The sequence below is a fragment of the Streptomyces sp. NPDC088194 genome (genome assembly GCF_040702025.1).
Lineage (GTDB): Bacteria > Actinomycetota > Actinomycetes > Streptomycetales > Streptomycetaceae > Actinacidiphila.
In genome coordinates this window covers 1-17,757 of record NZ_JBFBIV010000060.1, presented here as the reverse complement: position 1 = coordinate 17,757, position 17,757 = coordinate 1, and the positions used below count along the sequence as shown (strand labels likewise).

Below are 17,757 nucleotides of genomic sequence, written 5' to 3'. Positions count from 1 at the left end.
GCGGGCCGGTGCCCGAGCGGGCGGCCTTCCTCGGCCCGCCCCGGCCCGGCCCGGCCGTCACCGGGATGACGGCCGGGCCGGTGCGGTCACGGCACTACCGCCTGCTCACGCCTCCAGCGACGTCATGACGTGCTTGATCCGGGTGTAGTCCTCGAAGCCGTACGCGGACAGGTCCTTGCCGTAGCCGGACTGCTTGAACCCGCCGTGCGGCATCTCGGCGACCAGCGGGATGTGGGTGTTGATCCACACGCAGCCGAAGTCCAGCTTCTTGGACATCCGCATCGCCCGGCCGTGGTCCTTGGTCCACACCGAGGAGGCCAGGCCGTAGTCCACGTCGTTGGCCCAGGTGACGGCCTGCTCCTCGTCGGTGAACGACTGCACGGTGATGACCGGGCCGAACACCTCGCGCTGCACGGCCTCGTCGTCCTGCAGCAGCCCGGAGACGACGGTGGGCGCGTAGAAGTAGCCCTCCTCACCGACCCGGTGGCCGCCCGCCTCGACCTTGGCGTGCGCGGGCAGCCGCTCGATGAAGCCGGTGACCTGCGCGAGCTGGTTGGCGTTGTTGAGCGGGCCGAAGAGCACGTCCTCGTCGTCGGGCAGGCCGGTCCTGGTGCCGGCGGCGGCCTTGGCCAGCGCCGCGGTGAACTCCTCGCGCACGCCTTCCTGCACCAGCACCCGGCAGGCGGCGGTGCAGTCCTGGCCGGCGTTGAAGAAGCCGGCGACCGCGATGTCCTCGGCGGCCTTGGCCAGCGCCGCGCTGTCGAGGTCGTCGAAGACCACCACGGGGGCCTTGCCGCCCAGCTCCAGGTGCACCCGCTTGACGTCCTTGGCGGCGGACCCGGCGACCTCGATGCCGGCCCGTACCGACCCGGTGATGGACGCCATCGCCGGCACCGGGTGCTCGACCATCAGCCGGCCGGTGTCGCGGTCGCCGCACACCACGTTGAAGACGCCCTTGGGCAGGACGCCGGCGATGATCTCGGCGAGCAGCACCGTGGAGGCCGGGGTGGTGTCGGACGGCTTGAGCACCACGGTGTTGCCCGCCGCGATCGCCGGGGCGAACTTCCACACCGCCATCATCATCGGGTAGTTCCAGGGCGCGACCTGCGCGCACACCCCGACCGGCTCGCGCCGCACGATGGAGGTCAGGCCCTCCATGTACTCGCCGGCCGAGCGGCCCTCCAGCATCCGGGCGGCGCCGGCGAAGAACCGGATCTGGTCCACCATCGGCGGGACCTCCTCGCTCGCGGTCAGCGCGAGCGGCTTGCCGGTGTTCTCGCTCTCCACCGCGACCAGCTCGTCGGCGCGCGCCTCGATCGCGTCGGCGATCTTGAGCAGCGCCTTCTGCCGCTCGGCGGGAGTGGTGTCGCGCCAGCCCGGGAAGGCGGCCTTGGCGGCGGCCATCGCCGCGTCGACGTCGGCCTGGCCGGACAGCGGAGCGGTCGCGTACGCCCGCCCGGTGACCGGGCTGACCACCTCGGTGGTACGCCCGTCGGCGGCGTCGCGGAATTCTCCGTCGATGTGGTTGCGCAGAGTACGGAGTTCGGTCACGGCGCTTGCTCCCTGGTCCTTCTGGTCCATGTCCATGGGGTGAGACGCTGCCCAGCTTAGCGCCAGAACTGCCGTATTCGACACACCCGCCCGGCCAGAACAACCGATTCGGTGTTACAGAAGGCTTAACACAACGGAATTCATCGTGAAGGGCTTGCGGGACCGTCGACCTCTCCTGCACAGTGGTGCGCGTGGCCACTCGTGACATGAACGGCGCTTCCGCCTCGATCGACGCGGTGTCGAAGGCGATCATCGAACAGCTCCAGGAGGACGGGCGCCGCCCGTACGCGGCGATCGGCAAGGCCGTGGGGCTGTCGGAGGCCGCAGTGCGCCAGCGGGTGCAGAAACTGCTCGACCAGGGCGTGATGCAGATCGTCGCGGTGACCGACCCGCTCACCGTGGGCTTCCGCCGCCAGGCGATGGTCGGCGTCAACGTCGAGGGCGACCTCGAACCGGTCGCCGACGCGCTCGCGGCCCTCGACGAGGTCGAGTACGTCGTGCTCACCGCCGGCTCCTTCGACCTGCTGGTGGAGATCGTCTGCGAGGACGACGACCACCTGCTGGAGATGATCAACAAGCGCATCCGCGCGCTGCCGGGCGTCCGCTCCACCGAGACCTTCGTCTACCTCAAGCTCCGCAAGCAGACCTACACCTGGGGAACCAGATAGCCATGACCGCTCCGAACGCCGATCAGCCTGATCTGTCGAAGTCCGCGTACGACCACCTGTGGATGCACTTCACCCGCATGTCGGACTACCAGGACGCCCCGGTGCCGACCATCGTCCGCGGCGAGGGCTCCTCCATCTACGACGCGCACGGCAAGCGCTACATCGACGGCCTGTCCGGGCTGTTCGTGGTGCAGGCCGGGCACGGGCGGCACGAACTGGCCGAGACCGCCTACAAGCAGGCGCAGGAGCTGGCCTTCTTCCCGATCTGGAGCTACGCCCACCCCAAGGCGGTCGAACTCGCCGAGCGGCTGGCCGGATACGCCCCCGGGGACCTCAACAAGGTCTTCTTCACCACCGGTGGAGGCGAGGCGGTGGAGACCGCCTGGAAGCTGGCGAAGCAGTACCACAAGCTCACCGGCAACCACACCAAGTACAAGGTGATCTCGCGTGCGGTCGCCTACCACGGCACCCCGCAGGGCGCGCTGTCGATCACCGGACTGCCCGCGCTCAAGGCCCCGTTCGAGCCGCTGGTGCCCGGCGCCCGCAAGGTGCCCAACACCAACATCTACCGCGCCCCGATCCACGGCGACGACCCGGAGGCGTTCGGCCGCTGGGCCGCCGACCAGATCGAGCAGGAGATCGTCTTCGAAGGCCCCGAGACGGTCGCCGCGGTCTTCCTCGAACCGGTGCAGAACGCCGGCGGCTGCTTCCCGCCGCCGCCCGGCTACTTCCAGCGGGTCCGCGAGATCTGCGACCGGTACGACGTCCTGCTCGTCTCCGACGAGGTGATCTGCGCGTTCGGGCGGCTGGGCACGATGTTCGCCTGCGACAAGTTCGACTACGTCCCCGACATGATCACCTGCGCCAAGGGCATGACCTCCGGGTACTCCCCGATCGGTGCGTGCATCATCTCCGACCGGCTGGCCGAGCCGTTCTACCGCGGCGACAACACCTTCCTGCACGGCTACACCTTCGCCGGCCACCCGGTCTCCGCCGCCGTGGCCCTCACCAACCTCGACATCTTCGAGCGCGAAGGGCTCAACCAGCACGTGCTCGACCACGAGGCCGCCTTCCGCGCCACCCTCGACAAGCTGAGCGACCTCCCGATCGTCGGCGACGTACGCGGCAACGGCTTCTTCTACGGCATCGAACTCGTCAAGGACAAGGCGACGAAGGAGACGTTCACCGACGAGGAGACCGAGCGCGTCCTGTACGGCTTCCTGTCCAAGGCGCTCTTCGACAACGGGCTCTACTGCCGCGCCGACGACCGTGGCGACCCCGTCATCCAGCTCGCCCCGCCGCTCATCTCGGAGCAGCCGCTTTTCGATGAGATCGAGGACATCCTCCGCGATGTCCTGCGGACGGCCTGGACCAAACTCTGACGGCGCCCCCTCCCCGGGGCGGGGGTGCCCTGGCGGGCGGCGGTGCCCAGGGGCGCTGGGCACTTTCGCGGAGGACGTTCACCCGTGAGGGGCGCTGGGGGGACCTCCCAGGCGAGGCTCTTGGGGAGGAGCTTCGCGACCAGCCGGTGGTCCGGCGATCCCGCCGCGAGAGCTGGGCCCGCGGGCCCGGCGCGCCACAGCGGTGGCTGATCGCGCAGTTCCCCGCGCCCCTGTAGGGCACCCTGCTTCCGGTAGGGGGCCGCAGGGCCGGGCGGGGGCGCTCGGCCGATCGGGGGGTTCGCCGCTGCGCCTGCAAGGAATCGCTGGGGTCGGATGCATACCGTGCCGGGGAGTGACCGGACAGGCGCCGGGCTCGTTGGCCGAGTGAACTCGCAATCCGCGGAGGTACGGCATGGAGGCCCCGCCCGACAACGACGTGCTCTGGGCTCGCGCCCTGCGCCACTCCTACCAGGGCTCGCCCGCGCTGCTCGGCGTGTCCGTGAGCGTGCGGGCCGGGGAGATCCTCGCGCTCGCCGGTCCGCGCGGCTCGGGGAAGTCGACCCTGCTGCGCTGCCTTTCCGGGCAGCTCGTCCCGGACGAGGGCGAGGTGTGGTTCAACAGCGGCCCCGTGCACACGCTGCCCGAGACCGCCCGGGAGCGGCTGCGCCGCGACCGCTTCGGCTGGATCGGCGCCGACCCGCAGCTGCTGCCCGAGCTGAACGTCTGGGAGAACGCCGCGCTGCCGCTGCTGCTGCGCGGCGAGAGCAGCAGGGCCGCCCGGGCCGCCGCCTGTGAGTGGCTGGACCGCTTGGACATCGGCGACATCGCCCGCCGGCGCCCGACCGGGCTGCCCGCCGCGAAGCGCCAACGGGTCGCCGTGGCAAGGGCGTTGGTCACCGGACCGGCGGTGGTCTTCGCCGACGAGCCGACCGCCCCGCTGCACCGCAACGACCGCGCCCACGTCCTGCGCACCCTCACCAGCGCGGCCCGCACGCACGGCATCACCGTCGTCCTGGCCACCAGCGACCCCGACATCGCCGCGCACGCCGACCGCGTCATCCCCTTCGCCGACGGCCGCGCCGGAACTGCTGCCCAGGATCAGGACCAGGACCTGTCCGCGCCCCGCCCGGCGACCGTATGAGCGCCCCCGGCGCGCACCCGGGCCGGCACGGCGGCGCCGCGGCGCGGAGCGGCTCGTGCTGAGCCTGCGGCTGCTGCGCGGGGCCCGGCCCGCCGCGCTGGGCCGATGGGCCCTGGTGGCGCTCGCGTCGTGCGGCAGCGGCCTGCTCCTGCTGGCAGCCCTCGGCTGGGCGCTGGCGCACCCGAAGGGCGGGACGTCGGACGCGGTCGCGCGGCTCGGCTGGTGCGTCGTCCCCCTCGTGGTCACCGTGCAGCTCGCGGTCGCGGTGGGCCGCGCGCAGTCCGGCGGGTGGCCCCGGGCCGGCCTCGCCGCGGTCGGTCTCGGCCGCAACGGCGTGGTGCTGCTGACCGCGGCGACGGTGACCGTGGTGAGCGCGTTCGGCAGCGTGCTGGCCCTGCTCGCCTTCCTCCAACTGCGCGGCGACGTGACGGGCGTGCCGTACCACGGCGTCGGGCCCGGGCTGCTCGCGGCGGGCCGGAGCCTGCCGCCGGCCGGCGCGGTGACGCTGCTCGCGCTGGTCCCGCTGACCGCCGGTGTCGCGAGCGCGGCGCGGCTGCGGGCCGAAGGCAAGTCCGCCGAGGACATGCCGGGCGGGCTGCCGTGGGGGGTCGCGCTGGTCGCCGTGGGTCTGGCGATCGAGGTGACGGCGCCCGACGGGCACAGCTTCCCGCTGCCCAGCGGGCTCGGCTCGATGGCCCCGGCCGCGGTCGGCGGCTGGGTGCTGACCGCGGCGGGCCTGGTGCTGGCGGGACCGGGACTGGTCTACGGCTGCGGGCGGCTGATCGCCGCGTACCGGCCGGGCGGGCTGCGGCTGCTGTCCGGCCGCGGCCTCCAGCACGAGGCGCGCCGGCTCGGCCGCCCGCTCGGCCTGCTCTCGGCGACCGCGGCCGTGGCGCTGTCCGGATACGGCCTGCACCAGCACAACGGCCGGACGCTGGGCCCGGTGACCACGTTCGCGGCGACGCTGGTCTGCGTGTGCGTGCTGGCCTCGACCGCGGTGGCCGCCATGGAGTCCCGCACCGAGCGCGCCTCCACCACCGCCGCGCTCCGCGAGCTGGCGGTGCCCGCCACCATGCTGCGCGCCTCGGCGGCCGTGCGCACGGGCGCCCTGGTGGTCGCCTTCCTGGTGCCCACGCTGCTGGTCGCGGCGCTGTCCCCGACGCCGTAGCGCCGTATCCCGGATCGCCGGGCACATGACGCGGCGCCGCCTGCGGTCATCCGCGCGGCGCCGCGTCAACAGCGCGACGCAGAGGTCCTCCTTCGCCACGGCCCGGCGCACACCTGAGCGCGCTATCGTGCTCGCGTGCCAGCGCCTACTCCCCCCGATTCGCCCCATCCGCCCCATCCGCGGCTGCCCCGCCCCACGCGCGGCGCCCGCCGTCCGCCGGGCCCGCCGGAGCCGCCGAAGGAGCCCTCGGACGCGGCACCCGAGCCCATCCACCGGGCCCGCGGGGTGGAGACGCTGGAGGAGTTCGACGCGGTCGCGCTCGGCGGGTCGTTCGCGGACTGCCGGGTGCGGGCCGTGGACCTCACCTCGCGGACCTTCGCGCTGCTGGTGACCGACACGTCGGAGGCGGTGTTCCTCGGCTGCCCGATGGAGCCGCAGGCCCTGGCGCACGTACGGGCCGGCGGCGCGCTGGTCTTCCCGCCGGTGCCCGGCCTGCCGTTCGACCCGTACCGCGCGGCGCCCTACCGGCCCGAGGAGCTGTACGCGGACCTCGCCGAGGGCGGGTACGCCGCGACGCCGGACGCGCTGACGTACGAGTGGTGGCTGCGGACCTCCGCGGAGGGCGACGTGTTCGCCTCGATGCTGCGCTCCATCCACGACGACGCGGTCTCCGACGTGCTGGACGAACAACTCGGCGGCGCGCGGGTCGTGGGGGTGATGGGCGGGCACGCGATGGAGCGCGGCACGGAGGCGTACGCGGGCGCCGCGCGGCTGGGCCGGTCGCTGGCGGAGTCCGGGCTGACGGTGGCGACCGGTGGCGGGCCCGGCGCGATGGAGGCGGCCAACTTCGGGGCGTACGCGGCCGCGTACGACGACGTCATGCTCGGCAAGGCGCTCGACGTGCTGGCCGGCACCCCCTCCTTCAGCCCGTCCGTCGACGCCTGGGCGTCGACGGCCTTCGAGGTACGCGACCGCTGGCCGGACGGCGGGCCGTCCTACGGCCTGCCGACCTGGTTCTACGGCCACGAGCCGCCCAACGCCTTCGCCGCGCACATCGCGAAGTTCTTCGCGAACGCCACCCGTGAGGACGGCCTGCTCTCGCGCTGCTCGGCCGGCGCGGTCTTCCTCCCGGGCGCCGCCGGCACCGTCCAGGAGGTCTTCGACGCGGCCACCGCGAACTACTACGGTTCGCACGGTGAGCCCGCGCCGATGGTGCTGGTGGACCATGCGTACTGGACGGACGAGTTGCCGGTCTGGCCGCTGCTCAACGCCTTGGCGGCGGGCCGTTCGATGGGGGGACGGGTCGCCCTCGTGGACAGCGTGGACGATGTCCCGGCGGCCCTGGAACGCCTGGGTTCCGCGTAAGCGCACCCGGCCCGCCAGAGCTTCGCCTGGGATGTACCCCCCGCGCCCCTGTCCGTGCGGACCACAATGGCGAGCAGCCGTCAACGGGGGCCCGGGGAACTGCGCGACCGGCCCACCACCGGCGGACGGTCCCGGAACCTACGGGACCGGGCGGGACGGGCGGACCGGCTCAGCCTCCCGCAGGGCTGAGCACGACGACGTCCGCGGCCTCGAACGAGGCACCCACGGACGCCCCGAGTTCCGGGGCCTCGCGCAGGGCGCACTCCGCTTCGAGGGCGGGGCCGCGCTCGGGCCGGAGCATGACGCCGACGTGGCCGCCCCGGAAGGTCCGCGAGGTGACCTCGCAGCGCAGCCCGGCGGTGTCGGGCGGGCCGAGCCGCACCCCGGAGGGCCGGACGAGGATCAGGTGCTCGCCGTCGGGGGTCCCGTCCGGGACGGGGAGTTCGCCCCAGGCGGTGGCGGCGACGGCGCCGCTGACCGTGCCCCCGGTGATGTTGTCGAACCCGAGGAAGCGGGCCACGAACTCGGAATCGGGCCGCTGCCATACCTCCAGCGGGGTGCCGCTGCGCTCGATCCGCCCGTCCCGCATCACCACCACCCGGTCGGCGAGCGCGAACGCCTCGCCCTGGTCGTGGGTGACGGCCAGCACGGTGGTGCCCAACTGCCGGAACAACCGGCGCAGTTCGACCACGAGTCGCTCGCGCAGGGAACGGTCGAGCTGGCCCAGCGGCTCGTCGAGCATCAGCAGGCGCGGCTCGGGCGCGAGCGCGCGGGCCAGGGCGACCCGCTGCTGCTCGCCACCGGAGAGCGTGGCGACCGGGCGGGTGGCGGCCCCGGGCAGGCCGACCAGGTCGAGGAGTTCGGCGGTCCGCCGGTCCCGGGCCTCGCGCGGCATCTTGTGCATGCGCGGCCCGAACGCCACGTTGCCGCCGACGTCGCGCTGCGGGAAGAGCTGGTGGTCCTGGAACATCAGCCCGACCCCGCGGCGGTGCGCGGGCACACCCGCCTGGTCGGCGCCGTCCAGCAGCACCCGGCCCCCGTCGAGCGGCTGCAACCCGGCGACCGCGCGCAGCAGCGTGGACTTGCCGCTGCCGCTGGGCCCGAGCACGCAGACGATCTCGTGCGCGGCCGCGTCCAGGCTCACCGCGTCCAGTGCGGTGCGCGCCCCGAACCGTACGGTGGCGGCGTCCAGGCTCAGCAGGGCATCGGTCATCGTGGGCTCTCCGAGCGGGCAGGGGTAGCGGGGGCCTCGGGCACGGCGGGAGCTTCAGGCGCCGTGCGGGATGCGGTGGCCCGGGGAGCCGCAGCCAGGCCCTGCGCGGCGGCCGTTACGTCCTTACCGCCCGGCGCGTCCTTACGGCGCGGCGTCGTACGCCCGGACAGCGGGTACTCCAGGATCAGCAGGCTGGCCGCGCAGACCACCATGAGGATGGTGCTCAGGGCCATCGCCTGGCCGTAGTTCATCTCGCCGGCCCGGCCGAGCAGGCGGGAGACGGCCACCGGGAGGGTGGGGCTGTCGGGCCGGGCGATGAAGACCGTGGCGCCGAACTCGCCGAGCGACACCGCGAACGCGAACCCGGCCGCGATGCCCAGCGCCCGTCCGACCAGGGGCAGTTCGACCTCGCGCCAGACCCGTAGCGGGGACGCGCCGAGCACCGCGGCGGCCTCCCGCAGCCGCTCGTCGACCGCCCGCAGCACCGGCAGCATCACCCGGACCACGAACGGCGCGCCGACCAGCGCCTGTGCGAGCGGCACCAGCAGCCAGGAGTCGCGCAGGTCGAGCGGCGGCTTGTCGAGCGTGATCAGGAAGCCGAAGCCGACGGTGACCGCGGAGGTGCCCAGCGGCAGCATCAGCAGCCCGTCGAAGCCGCGCATCAGCCGCCCGCTGCGGCGGGTGAGCGCGGCCGTGGCCAGCCCGCCGACCAGCAGGGCGATGACGGTCGCGGCGGCGGCGAAGCGCAGCGAGTTCCAGACCGTGTGCAGCGGTGAGACGAGGAAGGTCCCGTCGGCGCTGGTGGAGCCGAGCGCGCGGTAGAAGGCGAAGCCGTAGCCGTTCGGGCCGTCGAGGGAGCGGGCCGCGAGCACGCCGAGCGGCAGCAGGATCAGCAGCGCGATCGACCCGAGGACGGCGGCGAGCAGCATCCGTTCGCCCGCGCCGCGCGGGCGGTGCGCGGTGCCGGCCGGGTCGACCAGCCGCAGCGCGGACTCGCGGCGGCGGGCCGTCCAGGTATGCACGGCCAGGATCGCGACGACCGCGACGAGTTGGAGCAGGGTGAGCACGGCCGCGGTGGGCAGGTCGAAGATCTCGGCGGTCTCCCGGTAGATCTCGACCTCCAGGGTGGCGCGGGTGGGGCCGCCGAGGATCTGGATCACGCCGAAGGAGGTGAAGGTGAACAGGAAGACCATCACCGCGGCCGACGCGACGGAGGGGGCGAGGGCCGGCAGGGTGACGCGGCGCCAGGCGGCGAGGCGGCCCGCGCCGAGCATGCGGGCGGCCTCCTCCTGGCGCGGGTCGAGTTGCGCCCACAGGCCGCCGACGGTGCGGACGACCACGGCGTAGTTGAAGAAGACGTGCGCGATCAGGATCGCCCACACGGAGGTGTCCAGGCGTACGCCGAAGAGGCTGTCGGTGAAGCCGCCCTGCCCGAGCAGCGCGAGGAACGCCGAGCCGGCGACGACAGTCGGCAGCACGAACGGCACGGTGACCACCGCCCGCAGCAGCCGCTTGCCGGGGAAGTCCAGCCGGGCGAAGGCGTACGCGCCGGGCAGCGCGACCGCGAGGGTCAGCGCGGTGGACGCGCCGGCCTGCCAGCAGGTGAACCACAGCACGTGCCGTACCGAGCCGTCGCCGAGCACGTCGCCGATCCGGCCCAGCCGCCAGTGGCCGCCCGGGTGCAGGCCCCGGCCGACGATGGACGCCACCGGGTAGGCGAAGAAGGCGGCGAAGAACGCCAGCGGCAGGGCGGCCAGGGCGAGCCCGGTCGCGGTGCGGCGGCGCCCCGCCGTCCGATCGGCGGGTCCCGCCTCCAGCGCGGCGGACCCCGCCTTCCGGACGGCTACAGGACGATCGAGTTCCACGACTTCACCCAGTCGTCCCGCTTCGCGGCGATCTTGTCGGGCGCGAGCGTCGTCGGGTGCGGGACCTTCGCGCCGTACTTGGTGAACACCTCCGGCTCGGTGGCGCCCTTCACCACCGGGTCGACGTACATCTGGAGCGGCATGTCCTGCTGGAAGGTCCTGCTGAGCATGAAGTCGATGAACGCCTCGGCGCCCGCCGGGTTCTTCGCGCCGTGCAGCACTCCGGCGAACTCGATCTGGCGGAAGCAGGTGCCGGTGGCCACCCCGACGGGTGACTGCGCGGGCGGCGGGTTGACGCCGACCACCTCGGCGGGCGGGCTGGAGGCGTAGGAGACCACCAGCGGCTTGTCGCCCTTGGCCTTCTTCCCGGCGGCCGACCCGGAGAAGGCGCTGTCGTACGCCTGCTCCCAACTGTCGACGACCTGGACGCCGTTGGCCTTCAGCTTCTTCCAGTACGCCTGCCATCCCGCGTCGCCGTAGGTGGCGGCGGTGCCCAGCAGGAAGGCCAGGCCCGGCGATGAGGTGGAGACGTTCTCGGTGACCAGCAGGTTCTTGTACTGCGGCTTGATCAGGTCGGCGAAGGTCTGCGGCGGCGCGAGGTGGTGGGAGGTGAAGTAGGCGCGGTCGTAGTTGACGCAGACGTCGCCGGAGTCGATCGGCGTCACCCGGTGCTTGCCCGCGTCGAGTTGGACGTCGGCGGGCACCTGGTCCAGGCCCTTGGCGGTGTAGGAGTCGAACAGGCCGTTGCCGAGGGCGCGGGAGAGCAGGGTGTTGTCGACGCCGAAGAAGACGTCGCCGCGCGGGTGGTCCTTGGTGAGGATGGCCTGGTTGACCGCGGCGCCCGCGTCGCCGCCGCGCAGCACCTTGACGGTGTAGCCGGTCTCCTTGGTGAACTCCGCCATCACCGACTTGGATGCCGCGAACGAGTCGTGGCTGACCAGGGTGACGGTCTTCGACGGCTTGCCGCCGGACGCCTTGCCGGAGCCGGAGTCGGAACCGGACCCCGAGCCGCCGCAGCCGGCGAGGACGGTGGCGCCCGCGGTGGCGAGGACGAGCGCGCCCACGGCACGCCGACGAATGGTGCTCTTCACTGTGCTGACTCCCTACGCCGGTATGACCCGGATCAGGTGGGAGGGTCTGCGGCCTGGGCTTCTCGACGGTCTCGCCGTCGCCCCAGCCGCACTCTCAGCGCCGTCTCAGGCGCTCCCCTGTCGGATGTTCATTTGTCCAGATGTTCATTCAAGCGGTGCGACCAGCGCACCTGCGCACCGTATCAGCGCGCGGACGCGGCCAGCTGACCGCAGGCCCCGTCGATCTCCTGACCGCGGGTGTCCCGTACGGTCACGGGCACGCCGTGCGCCTGGAGGGCGGCCACGAACGCCCGCTCGTCCTCCGGGCGGGAGGCGGTCCACTTCGAGCCCGGGGTGGGGTTGAGCGGGATCAGGTTGACGTGCACCCGGTGGTTCTTGAGCAGCTTGCCGAGCCGGTCGGCACGCCACGCCTGGTCGTTCACGTCGCGGATCAGGGCGTACTCGATGGAGACGCGGCGGCCGGAGACGTCGGCGTAGTGCCAGGCGGCGTCCAGCACCTCGCGGACCTTCCAGCGGGTGTTGACCGGCACGAGGGTGTCGCGCAGTTCGTCGTCGGGGGCGTGCAGGGACACCGCGAGGCGGCACTTGAAGCCCTCGTCGGCGAACCGGTGCATCGCGGGGACCAGGCCGACCGTGGAGACGGTGATGCCGCGCTGGGAGAGCCCGAGGCCGTCGGGCGCCGGGTCGGTGAGGCGGCGGATCGCGTCGATGACCCGGCGGTAGTTCGCCAGCGGCTCGCCCATGCCCATGAAGACGATGTTCGACAGCCGGTCCGGGGCGCCGGGGCCCGCGCCGGGCACCTCGCCGTCGCGCAGCGCGCGCATCCCGGCGACGATCTGGTGCACGATCTCCGCGGTCGACAGGTTGCGGTCCAGACCCGCCTGGCCGGTGGCGCAGAACGGGCAGTTCATCCCGCAGCCCGCCTGCGACGAGATGCACATCGTCACCCGGTCCGGGTACCGCATCAGCACCGACTCGACCAGGGTCCCGTCGAACAGCCGCCACAGCGTCTTGCGGGTCTCCCCCTCGTCGCACGACGCGTGCCGCACCACCGTCATCAGCTCCGGCAGCAGATCCCCGGCCAGCTTCCCCCGCGCCCCGGCCGGAATGTCCGTCCAGGCCGCCGGATCGTCCGCGTAGCGCGCGAAGTAGTGCTGCGACAACTGCTTGGCCCGGAACGGCTTCTCCCCCAGCTCCGCCACCGCCTCCCTCCGCTCCGCGGGCGACAGGTCGGCAAGATGCCGCGGCGGCTTCTTGGCCCCGCGCGGCACGGCAAACGTCAGTTCTCCGGGTACAGGCATGATGCCTACCAGTGTCGCAGACTCCGCGCAGTGCCCTGTTCGTACGGCCGGCGCCGTGCCAGGGCCGGGCGCGGGTGGGTGGTCAGCCCTGGCCGACGAAGGCTACGAGGAGGAGCCAGACGACCGGGGCGGTGGGGAGGAGGGAGTCGAGGCGGTCCATGATGCCGCCGTGGCCCGGGAGGAGGGTGCCCATGTCCTTGATGCCGAGGTCGCGCTTGATCATGGACTCGCCGAGGTCCCCGAGGGTGGCGCTGACGGCGGCGGCGAGGCCGAGCAGCAGGCCCTGCCACCAGCGGCCGTCGTCCACGAAGAACTGCATGAGCAGGGCGCCGGCCACCATGGCGAAGGAGATCGCGCCGAACAGCCCCTCCCGGGTCTTGCCGGGGCTGATCCGGGGGGCGAGCTTGTGGCTGCCGAAGCGCCAGCCGACCGCGTAGGCGCCGGTGTCGCTGATCACGGTGAGCAGGAGGAAGACCAGCACCCGGCGCGGGCCGTCGTCGGCGGCGAGCATCATGACGACGAAGGTGGCCAGGAAGGGCACGTAGAACGCGGCGAAGACGGCCGCGGTCACGTCGCGCAGGTAGTCCTCCGGCGGCTGGGCCATCCGCCAGACCAGGACGGCGAGCGCGGTCAGCGCCATCGCGATCCACGCGCCGTCGGCGCCCTTCAGGTACCCCGCGATCACCATGGCGGTGCCGCCGATCGCCAGCGGGATCAGCGGCGCCTGGATCTGCTTGCGCTCGGCGAGCCGGGAGGTCAGCTCCCACAGGCCGATCACCACCGCGACCACCACGATGCCGACGAACACCGCCTTGACGACGAAGAGCGCCGCGACCACCACCGCGCCGAGGCCGACGCCGACCCCTATCGCCGCCCGCAGGTCCCGGCCGGCGGACTTCTTCGCGGGGGCGGCCGGCGGCTCGGAGCCGGGTCCGGGGCCCCGGCCCGGTGGCGGCGGGTCCTGGGGCGGCGAAGGGGGTGGCGGCGGCATGGTGGAGATCTTCCTCCTGACCCCGGGCTCCGTGGCGGAACCCGCCGCGTGACCTGCACGTGGCGAAACGCCCCAGGAAGAATCGTTCACGGAGCGTCGCCTCGCGTCGTCGTCAGGGTGGTGGTCGGCGTGGTGGTCGGCGTGGTGGTCGGCGGGTGCGGTCGGCCGGGAGATGCTCGCCCCGGTGTGCGACCCGGGCAGGGGGCGGTGTGCGCGGAAAAGCGGATCTCCACGCGGTGTGCCGCGCGGAGGTCAGACCTCCAGCAGCTCCGCTTCCTTGTGCTTGAGCAGCTCGTCGATCTGCGCCACGTACTTCGACGTGGTGTCGTCGAGCTCCTTCTCCGCGCGGCGCACCTCGTCCTCGCCGGTCTCGCCGTCCTTGACGAGCTTGTCCAGGGTCTCCTTGGCCTTGCGCCGGACGCTGCGGATGGAGATCTTCGCGTCCTCGCCCTTGGTCTTGGCGACCTTGATGTACTCGCGCCGGCGCTCCTCGGTGAGCTGCGGGAACACCACCCGGATGATCCGGCCGTCGTTGCTGGGGTTCACACCGAGGTCGGAGTTGCGGATCGCCTCTTCGATGTTGCGCAGGCTGCTGCTGTCGAAGGGGGTGATCACGGCCATCCGCGGCTCGGGCACCGCGAAGGAGGCGAGCTGGTTGATCGGGGTGACCGCGCCGTAGTACTCGGCGACGATCTTGTTGAACATCGCCGGGTGCGCACGGCCGGTGCGGATCGCCGCGAAGTCGTCCTTGGCGACGACGACGGCCTTCTCCATCTTCTCCTCGGCCTCGAGGAGGGTCTCTTCAATCACCATGTGCTCCTGGTATTCAGAAGGCAGAGCCGTCGGGTCGGGGCCCCTGCGCACGTGTTCCTGCACGGTCTCGGACCGGGCAGCCTGTTGTCCATACCGGCCGCGCCGGTCACGCCCTGGTGCCCTGGTCGTTGACCAGCGTGCCGATCTTCTCACCCTTGACGGCGCGGGCGATGTTGCCCTCGGCGAGCAGTTCGAAGACCAGGATGGGCAGTTTGTTGTCCTGGCAGAGGGTGATCGCCGTGAGGTCGGCGACCCGCAGGTCGCGGGCGATCAGCTCGCCGTACTCCAGGGCGTCGAAGCGGACGGCGTTCGGATTGTGCTTGGGGTCGGAGTCGTAGACCCCGTCCACCCCGTTCTTGCCCATCAGCATCGCCACCGCGTCGATCTCCAGGGCGCGCTGGGCGGCGGTGGTGTCGGTGGAGAAGTAGGGCATGCCCATGCCCGCGCCGAAGATCACCACGCGGCCCTTCTCCAGGTGCCGGACGGCCCGCAGCGGGATGTACGGCTCGGCGACCTGGCCCATGGTGATGGCGGTCTGCACCCGGGTCTCGATGCCCTCCTTCTCCAGGAAGTCCTGGAGCGCGAGGCAGTTCATCACGGTGCCGAGCATGCCCATGTAGTCGGAGCGGGCCCGGTCCATGCCGCGCTGCTGGAGTTCGGCGCCGCGGAAGAAGTTGCCGCCGCCGAGCACGACCGCGATCTCGTAGCCCTCGCGGACCACCGCGGCGATCTCCCGGGCGATGGCGTGCACGACGTCGGGGTCGACGCCGAGACCGCCGCCTCCGGCGAACGCCTCACCGGAGAGCTTGAGCAGGTAGCGGCGGGGAGTGGACCCGTCGCGGCCTTCGTGACGCCGTCCGCCGTCGTCGTCGTGGGTGGGGGTGTGGTCGCGGGCCTTGCCGGCGCCTTCGGCACCATCATCCATGGGAGGTCTCCTCGTGCACGTACCGAGGAGGCCATTGCCGTGGGTCCTTGTCGGTTCCCGGTACGGCAATGGCCTCCTCGTCACCTCTGCGGCCGGCCGGCGGGCGACCGGCCGCGTACGGCCCCAGCGGGACCGTCTGTCTTGCGCCGCGCGGCCGCGGGGCGACCGTGCGGACGTGGGTGGCAGCCCGCCGCGGCCGAGTGGTGTCCGCGGCCGGACCGGCGGGTGCCGGTGCGAGCGGACGTCAGACGCCGACGCGGAAGCGCGCGAAGTGCTTCAGCGTGACCCCGGCCTCGTCGAGCACCTTCTGCACGGTCTTCTTGGAGTCCTTGGCGAACGCCTGCTCCAGGACGACGTTCTCCTTGAAGAAGCCGTTCACCCGTCCTTCGACGATACGCGCCAGGGCGGCCTCCGGCTTGCCCTCCTCGCGCGCGGTGGCCTCGGCGACCCGGCGCTCGTTCGCCACGGTCTCCTCGTCGATCTCGTCGCGGCTGAGGAACTTCGGGGCGAACGCGGCGATGTGCTGCGCGACGTCCTTGGCGGTCTGCGGGTCGGCCTTGTCCAGCTCGACCAGCACGCCGACCTGCGGGGGCAGGTCCGGGCTGGTGCGGTGCAGGTAGGAGGCGACGTAGCCGTCGGTGAACTGCGCGAAGCGGTCCAGCACGATCTTCTCGCCGAGGGTGGCGTTGGCCTCGTCGACGAACGCCTGGACGGTCTGGCCGTCCTTGATCTCGGAGTTGAGCAGCGCGTCGATGCCGGCCGGCTTGGTGGCGGCGACGTGCGCGGCGATCGCGTCGGCGACCGCGACGAACTTGTCACCCTTGGCGACAAAGTCGGTCTCGCACTTCAGCTCGACGAGGACGCCCTCGGAGTTGTCAGCGGCGATGAGGGAGACGACCGCGCCGTTGGAGGCCGAGCGGCCCTCGCGCTTGGTGACGCCCTTCTGGCCCTTCACACGGAGGATCTCGACGGCCTTGTCCAGGTCGCCTTCGGCCTCGGTGAGGGCGTTCTTGCAGTCCATCATGCCCGCGGCGGTGAGCTCGCGGAGCTTCTTGACGTCGGCGGCGGTGAAGTTCGCCATGGGTGTGAGTCTCTTCCCGGATGGTCGGTGGATCTACGGGTGAACGGCGGGGGCGCTGGGCCCCCGCCGTCGTCACGCGTGGTGCTGTTCCCGGACGCTCGCGTCCGCGGGTGATCAGGCTCCGGTGGAGTCGTCGCCCTCGGTGGCCGCGGGCGCGGCGTCGGCGGCCGGAGCCGCGGGCGCCTCGTCGGCCGGGGCAGCGGCCTCGGCGGCGTCGGCAGCGGGGGCCTCGGCAGCCGGGGCGGCGGCCTCGGTGGCCGGCTCGGAGTCGGCCTTCTTCTCGCCCTCGAGCAGGTCGCGCTCCCACTCGGCGAGCGGCTCGGCGACGCCTTCGGCCTTCTTGTCGCCGGTGGCGGCGCCGGAGCGGGCGATGAGGCCCTCGGCGACGGCGTCGGCGATCACGCGGGTGAGCAGCGTGACGGAGCGGATCGCGTCGTCGTTGCCCGGAATCTTGTAGTCGACCTCGTCGGGGTCGCAGTTGGTGTCGAGGATCGCGACCACCGGGATACGGAGCTTGCGCGCCTCACCGACGGCGATGTGCTCCTTCTTGGTGTCCACGATCCAGACGGCGCTCGGCACCTTCTGCATCTCGCGGATACCGCCGAGGGTCTTCTCCAGCTTGTCCTTCTCGCGGGAGAGGACCAGCAGCTCCTTCTTGGTGAGGCCGGAGGCGGCCACGTCCGAGAAGTCGATCTCCTCGAGCTCCTTCAGGCGCTGGAGGCGCTTGTAGACGGTCGAGAAGTTGGTGAGCATGCCGCCCAGCCAGCGCTGGTTGACGTACGGCATGCCGACGCGGGACGCCTGCTCGGCGATTGCCTCCTGCGCCTGCTTCTTGGTGCCGACGAACATGATGGAGCCGCCGTGCGCGACGGTCTCCTTGACGAACTCGTAGGCGCGGTCGATGTACGACAGCGACTGGAGCAGGTCGATGATGTAGATGCCGTTGCGCTCGGTGAAGATGAAGCGCTTCATCTTCGGGTTCCAGCGGCGGGTCTGGTGCCCGAAGTGGACGCCGCTCTCCAGCAGCTCCCGCATCGTGACGACGGCCATGGCCGTACTCCTTGATGTGCTCGGTTACCGCGGCCACCGGACGGCGGCCACGCCTGACGTCCCGACGCGCCGTGCCACAAGGGACCGAGGGGCGCGGCCACCGCCCGTGACCATCAAGGTCCGGGGTTGGTGGCGGGGCGTGCGAAGTCGAC

General features: G+C 72.4%; 15 protein-coding genes and 1 riboswitch. Of the genes, 5 read left to right on the top strand and 10 right to left on the bottom strand.

The features are described from left to right. Window positions 1-105 precede the first annotated feature (105 nt). Window positions 106-1,551 (bottom strand): gamma-aminobutyraldehyde dehydrogenase, encoded by a 1,446-nt coding sequence (locus AB0399_RS27890; RefSeq protein WP_366413221.1) that lies wholly within the window; start codon window positions 1,549-1,551, stop codon window positions 106-108. Window positions 1,552-1,757: 206 nt separating this feature from the next. Here AB0399_RS27890 and AB0399_RS27885 point away from each other — a divergent pair, with 206 nt between their 5' ends. The 5 genes from AB0399_RS27885 (at window position 1,758) to AB0399_RS27865 (ending at window position 7,275) form a co-directional block, all read left to right on the top strand. After that, window positions 1,758-2,219 (top strand): Lrp/AsnC family transcriptional regulator, encoded by a 462-nt coding sequence (locus tag AB0399_RS27885; RefSeq protein ID WP_329373841.1) that lies wholly within the window; start codon window positions 1,758-1,760, stop codon window positions 2,217-2,219. 2 nt (window positions 2,220-2,221) lie between these two features. Further along, window positions 2,222-3,601 carry an aspartate aminotransferase family protein gene (locus AB0399_RS27880; RefSeq protein WP_328470056.1) on the top strand — a complete coding sequence of 460 codons (1,380 nt, stop codon included), beginning with the start codon at window positions 2,222-2,224 and terminating at the stop codon, window positions 3,599-3,601. A 412-nt stretch (window positions 3,602-4,013) separates the two neighbouring features. Continuing rightward, window positions 4,014-4,742, top strand: a complete 729-nt coding sequence (locus AB0399_RS27875; protein ID WP_329364165.1) for an ATP-binding cassette domain-containing protein — start codon at window positions 4,014-4,016, stop codon at window positions 4,740-4,742. Between the two features lie 55 nt (window positions 4,743-4,797). Next, complete coding sequence (locus AB0399_RS27870) at window positions 4,798-5,910, top strand: hypothetical protein (RefSeq protein WP_328470052.1); 1,113 nt, start codon at window positions 4,798-4,800, stop codon at window positions 5,908-5,910. Between the two features lie 267 nt (window positions 5,911-6,177). Then, entirely contained in the window at window positions 6,178-7,275 is a 1,098-nt protein-coding gene (locus AB0399_RS27865; RefSeq protein WP_366413239.1) for an LOG family protein, read from the top strand. Window positions 7,276-7,444: 169 nt separating this feature from the next. On the opposite strand, the gene AB0399_RS27860 is transcribed toward AB0399_RS27865, so the two are convergent. From AB0399_RS27860 to rpsB, 9 genes are all read right to left on the bottom strand, one after another. After that, complete coding sequence (locus AB0399_RS27860; protein WP_366413220.1) at window positions 7,445-8,488, bottom strand: ABC transporter ATP-binding protein; 1,044 nt, start codon at window positions 8,486-8,488, stop codon at window positions 7,445-7,447. After that, complete coding sequence (locus AB0399_RS27855; RefSeq protein ID WP_366413238.1) at window positions 8,485-10,245, bottom strand: iron ABC transporter permease; 1,761 nt, start codon at window positions 10,243-10,245, stop codon at window positions 8,485-8,487. Before AB0399_RS27855 ends, AB0399_RS27860 begins: the two co-directional genes overlap by 4 nt. A gap of 86 nt (window positions 10,246-10,331) precedes the next feature. After that, window positions 10,332-11,444: a thiamine ABC transporter substrate-binding protein gene (locus tag AB0399_RS27850; protein WP_366413219.1), complete on the bottom strand. Its 1,113-nt coding sequence runs from the start codon at window positions 11,442-11,444 to the stop codon at window positions 10,332-10,334. Continuing rightward, window positions 11,437-11,573, bottom strand: a riboswitch (TPP riboswitch). (Overlaps the previous gene by 8 nt.) 53 nt (window positions 11,574-11,626) lie before the next feature. Next, window positions 11,627-12,745 carry a 23S rRNA (adenine(2503)-C(2))-methyltransferase RlmN gene (rlmN, locus tag AB0399_RS27845; RefSeq protein WP_366413218.1) on the bottom strand — a complete coding sequence of 373 codons (1,119 nt, stop codon included), beginning with the start codon at window positions 12,743-12,745 and terminating at the stop codon, window positions 11,627-11,629. Window positions 12,746-12,827: 82 nt separating this feature from the next. Beyond that, window positions 12,828-13,826, bottom strand: a complete 999-nt coding sequence (locus AB0399_RS27840; RefSeq protein ID WP_329364177.1) for a phosphatidate cytidylyltransferase — start codon at window positions 13,824-13,826, stop codon at window positions 12,828-12,830. 162 nt (window positions 13,827-13,988) lie between these two features. Further along, complete coding sequence (gene frr / locus AB0399_RS27835) at window positions 13,989-14,546, bottom strand: ribosome recycling factor (RefSeq protein WP_103890462.1); 558 nt, start codon at window positions 14,544-14,546, stop codon at window positions 13,989-13,991. A 109-nt stretch (window positions 14,547-14,655) separates the two neighbouring features. Further along, on the bottom strand, window positions 14,656-15,474 hold the full coding sequence (gene pyrH, locus AB0399_RS27830) for a UMP kinase (protein ID WP_328470044.1): 819 nt from the start codon (window positions 15,472-15,474) through the stop codon (window positions 14,656-14,658). 244 nt (window positions 15,475-15,718) lie between these two features. Continuing rightward, window positions 15,719-16,555, bottom strand: a complete 837-nt coding sequence (gene tsf, locus AB0399_RS27825; protein ID WP_329364180.1) for a translation elongation factor Ts — start codon at window positions 16,553-16,555, stop codon at window positions 15,719-15,721. A gap of 114 nt (window positions 16,556-16,669) precedes the next feature. Further along, entirely contained in the window at window positions 16,670-17,605 is a 936-nt protein-coding gene (rpsB, locus tag AB0399_RS27820; protein ID WP_329364182.1) for a 30S ribosomal protein S2, read from the bottom strand. Window positions 17,606-17,757 lie beyond the last annotated feature (152 nt).

Coding starts and splice junctions, on each gene's coding strand:
- AB0399_RS27885 (WP_329373841.1), top strand. CDS start 1,758: ATGAACGGCGCTTCCGCCTCGATCGACGCGGTGTCGAAGGCGATCATC.
- pyrH (WP_328470044.1), bottom strand. CDS start 15,474: ATGGATGATGGTGCCGAAGGCGCCGGCAAGGCCCGCGACCACACCCCC.
- AB0399_RS27880 (WP_328470056.1), top strand. CDS start 2,222: ATGACCGCTCCGAACGCCGATCAGCCTGATCTGTCGAAGTCCGCGTAC.
- AB0399_RS27860 (WP_366413220.1), bottom strand. CDS start 8,488: ATGACCGATGCCCTGCTGAGCCTGGACGCCGCCACCGTACGGTTCGGG.
- rlmN (WP_366413218.1), bottom strand. CDS start 12,745: ATGCCTGTACCCGGAGAACTGACGTTTGCCGTGCCGCGCGGGGCCAAG.
- tsf (WP_329364180.1), bottom strand. CDS start 16,555: ATGGCGAACTTCACCGCCGCCGACGTCAAGAAGCTCCGCGAGCTCACC.
- AB0399_RS27875 (WP_329364165.1), top strand. CDS start 4,014: ATGGAGGCCCCGCCCGACAACGACGTGCTCTGGGCTCGCGCCCTGCGC.
- rpsB (WP_329364182.1), bottom strand. CDS start 17,605: ATGGCCGTCGTCACGATGCGGGAGCTGCTGGAGAGCGGCGTCCACTTC.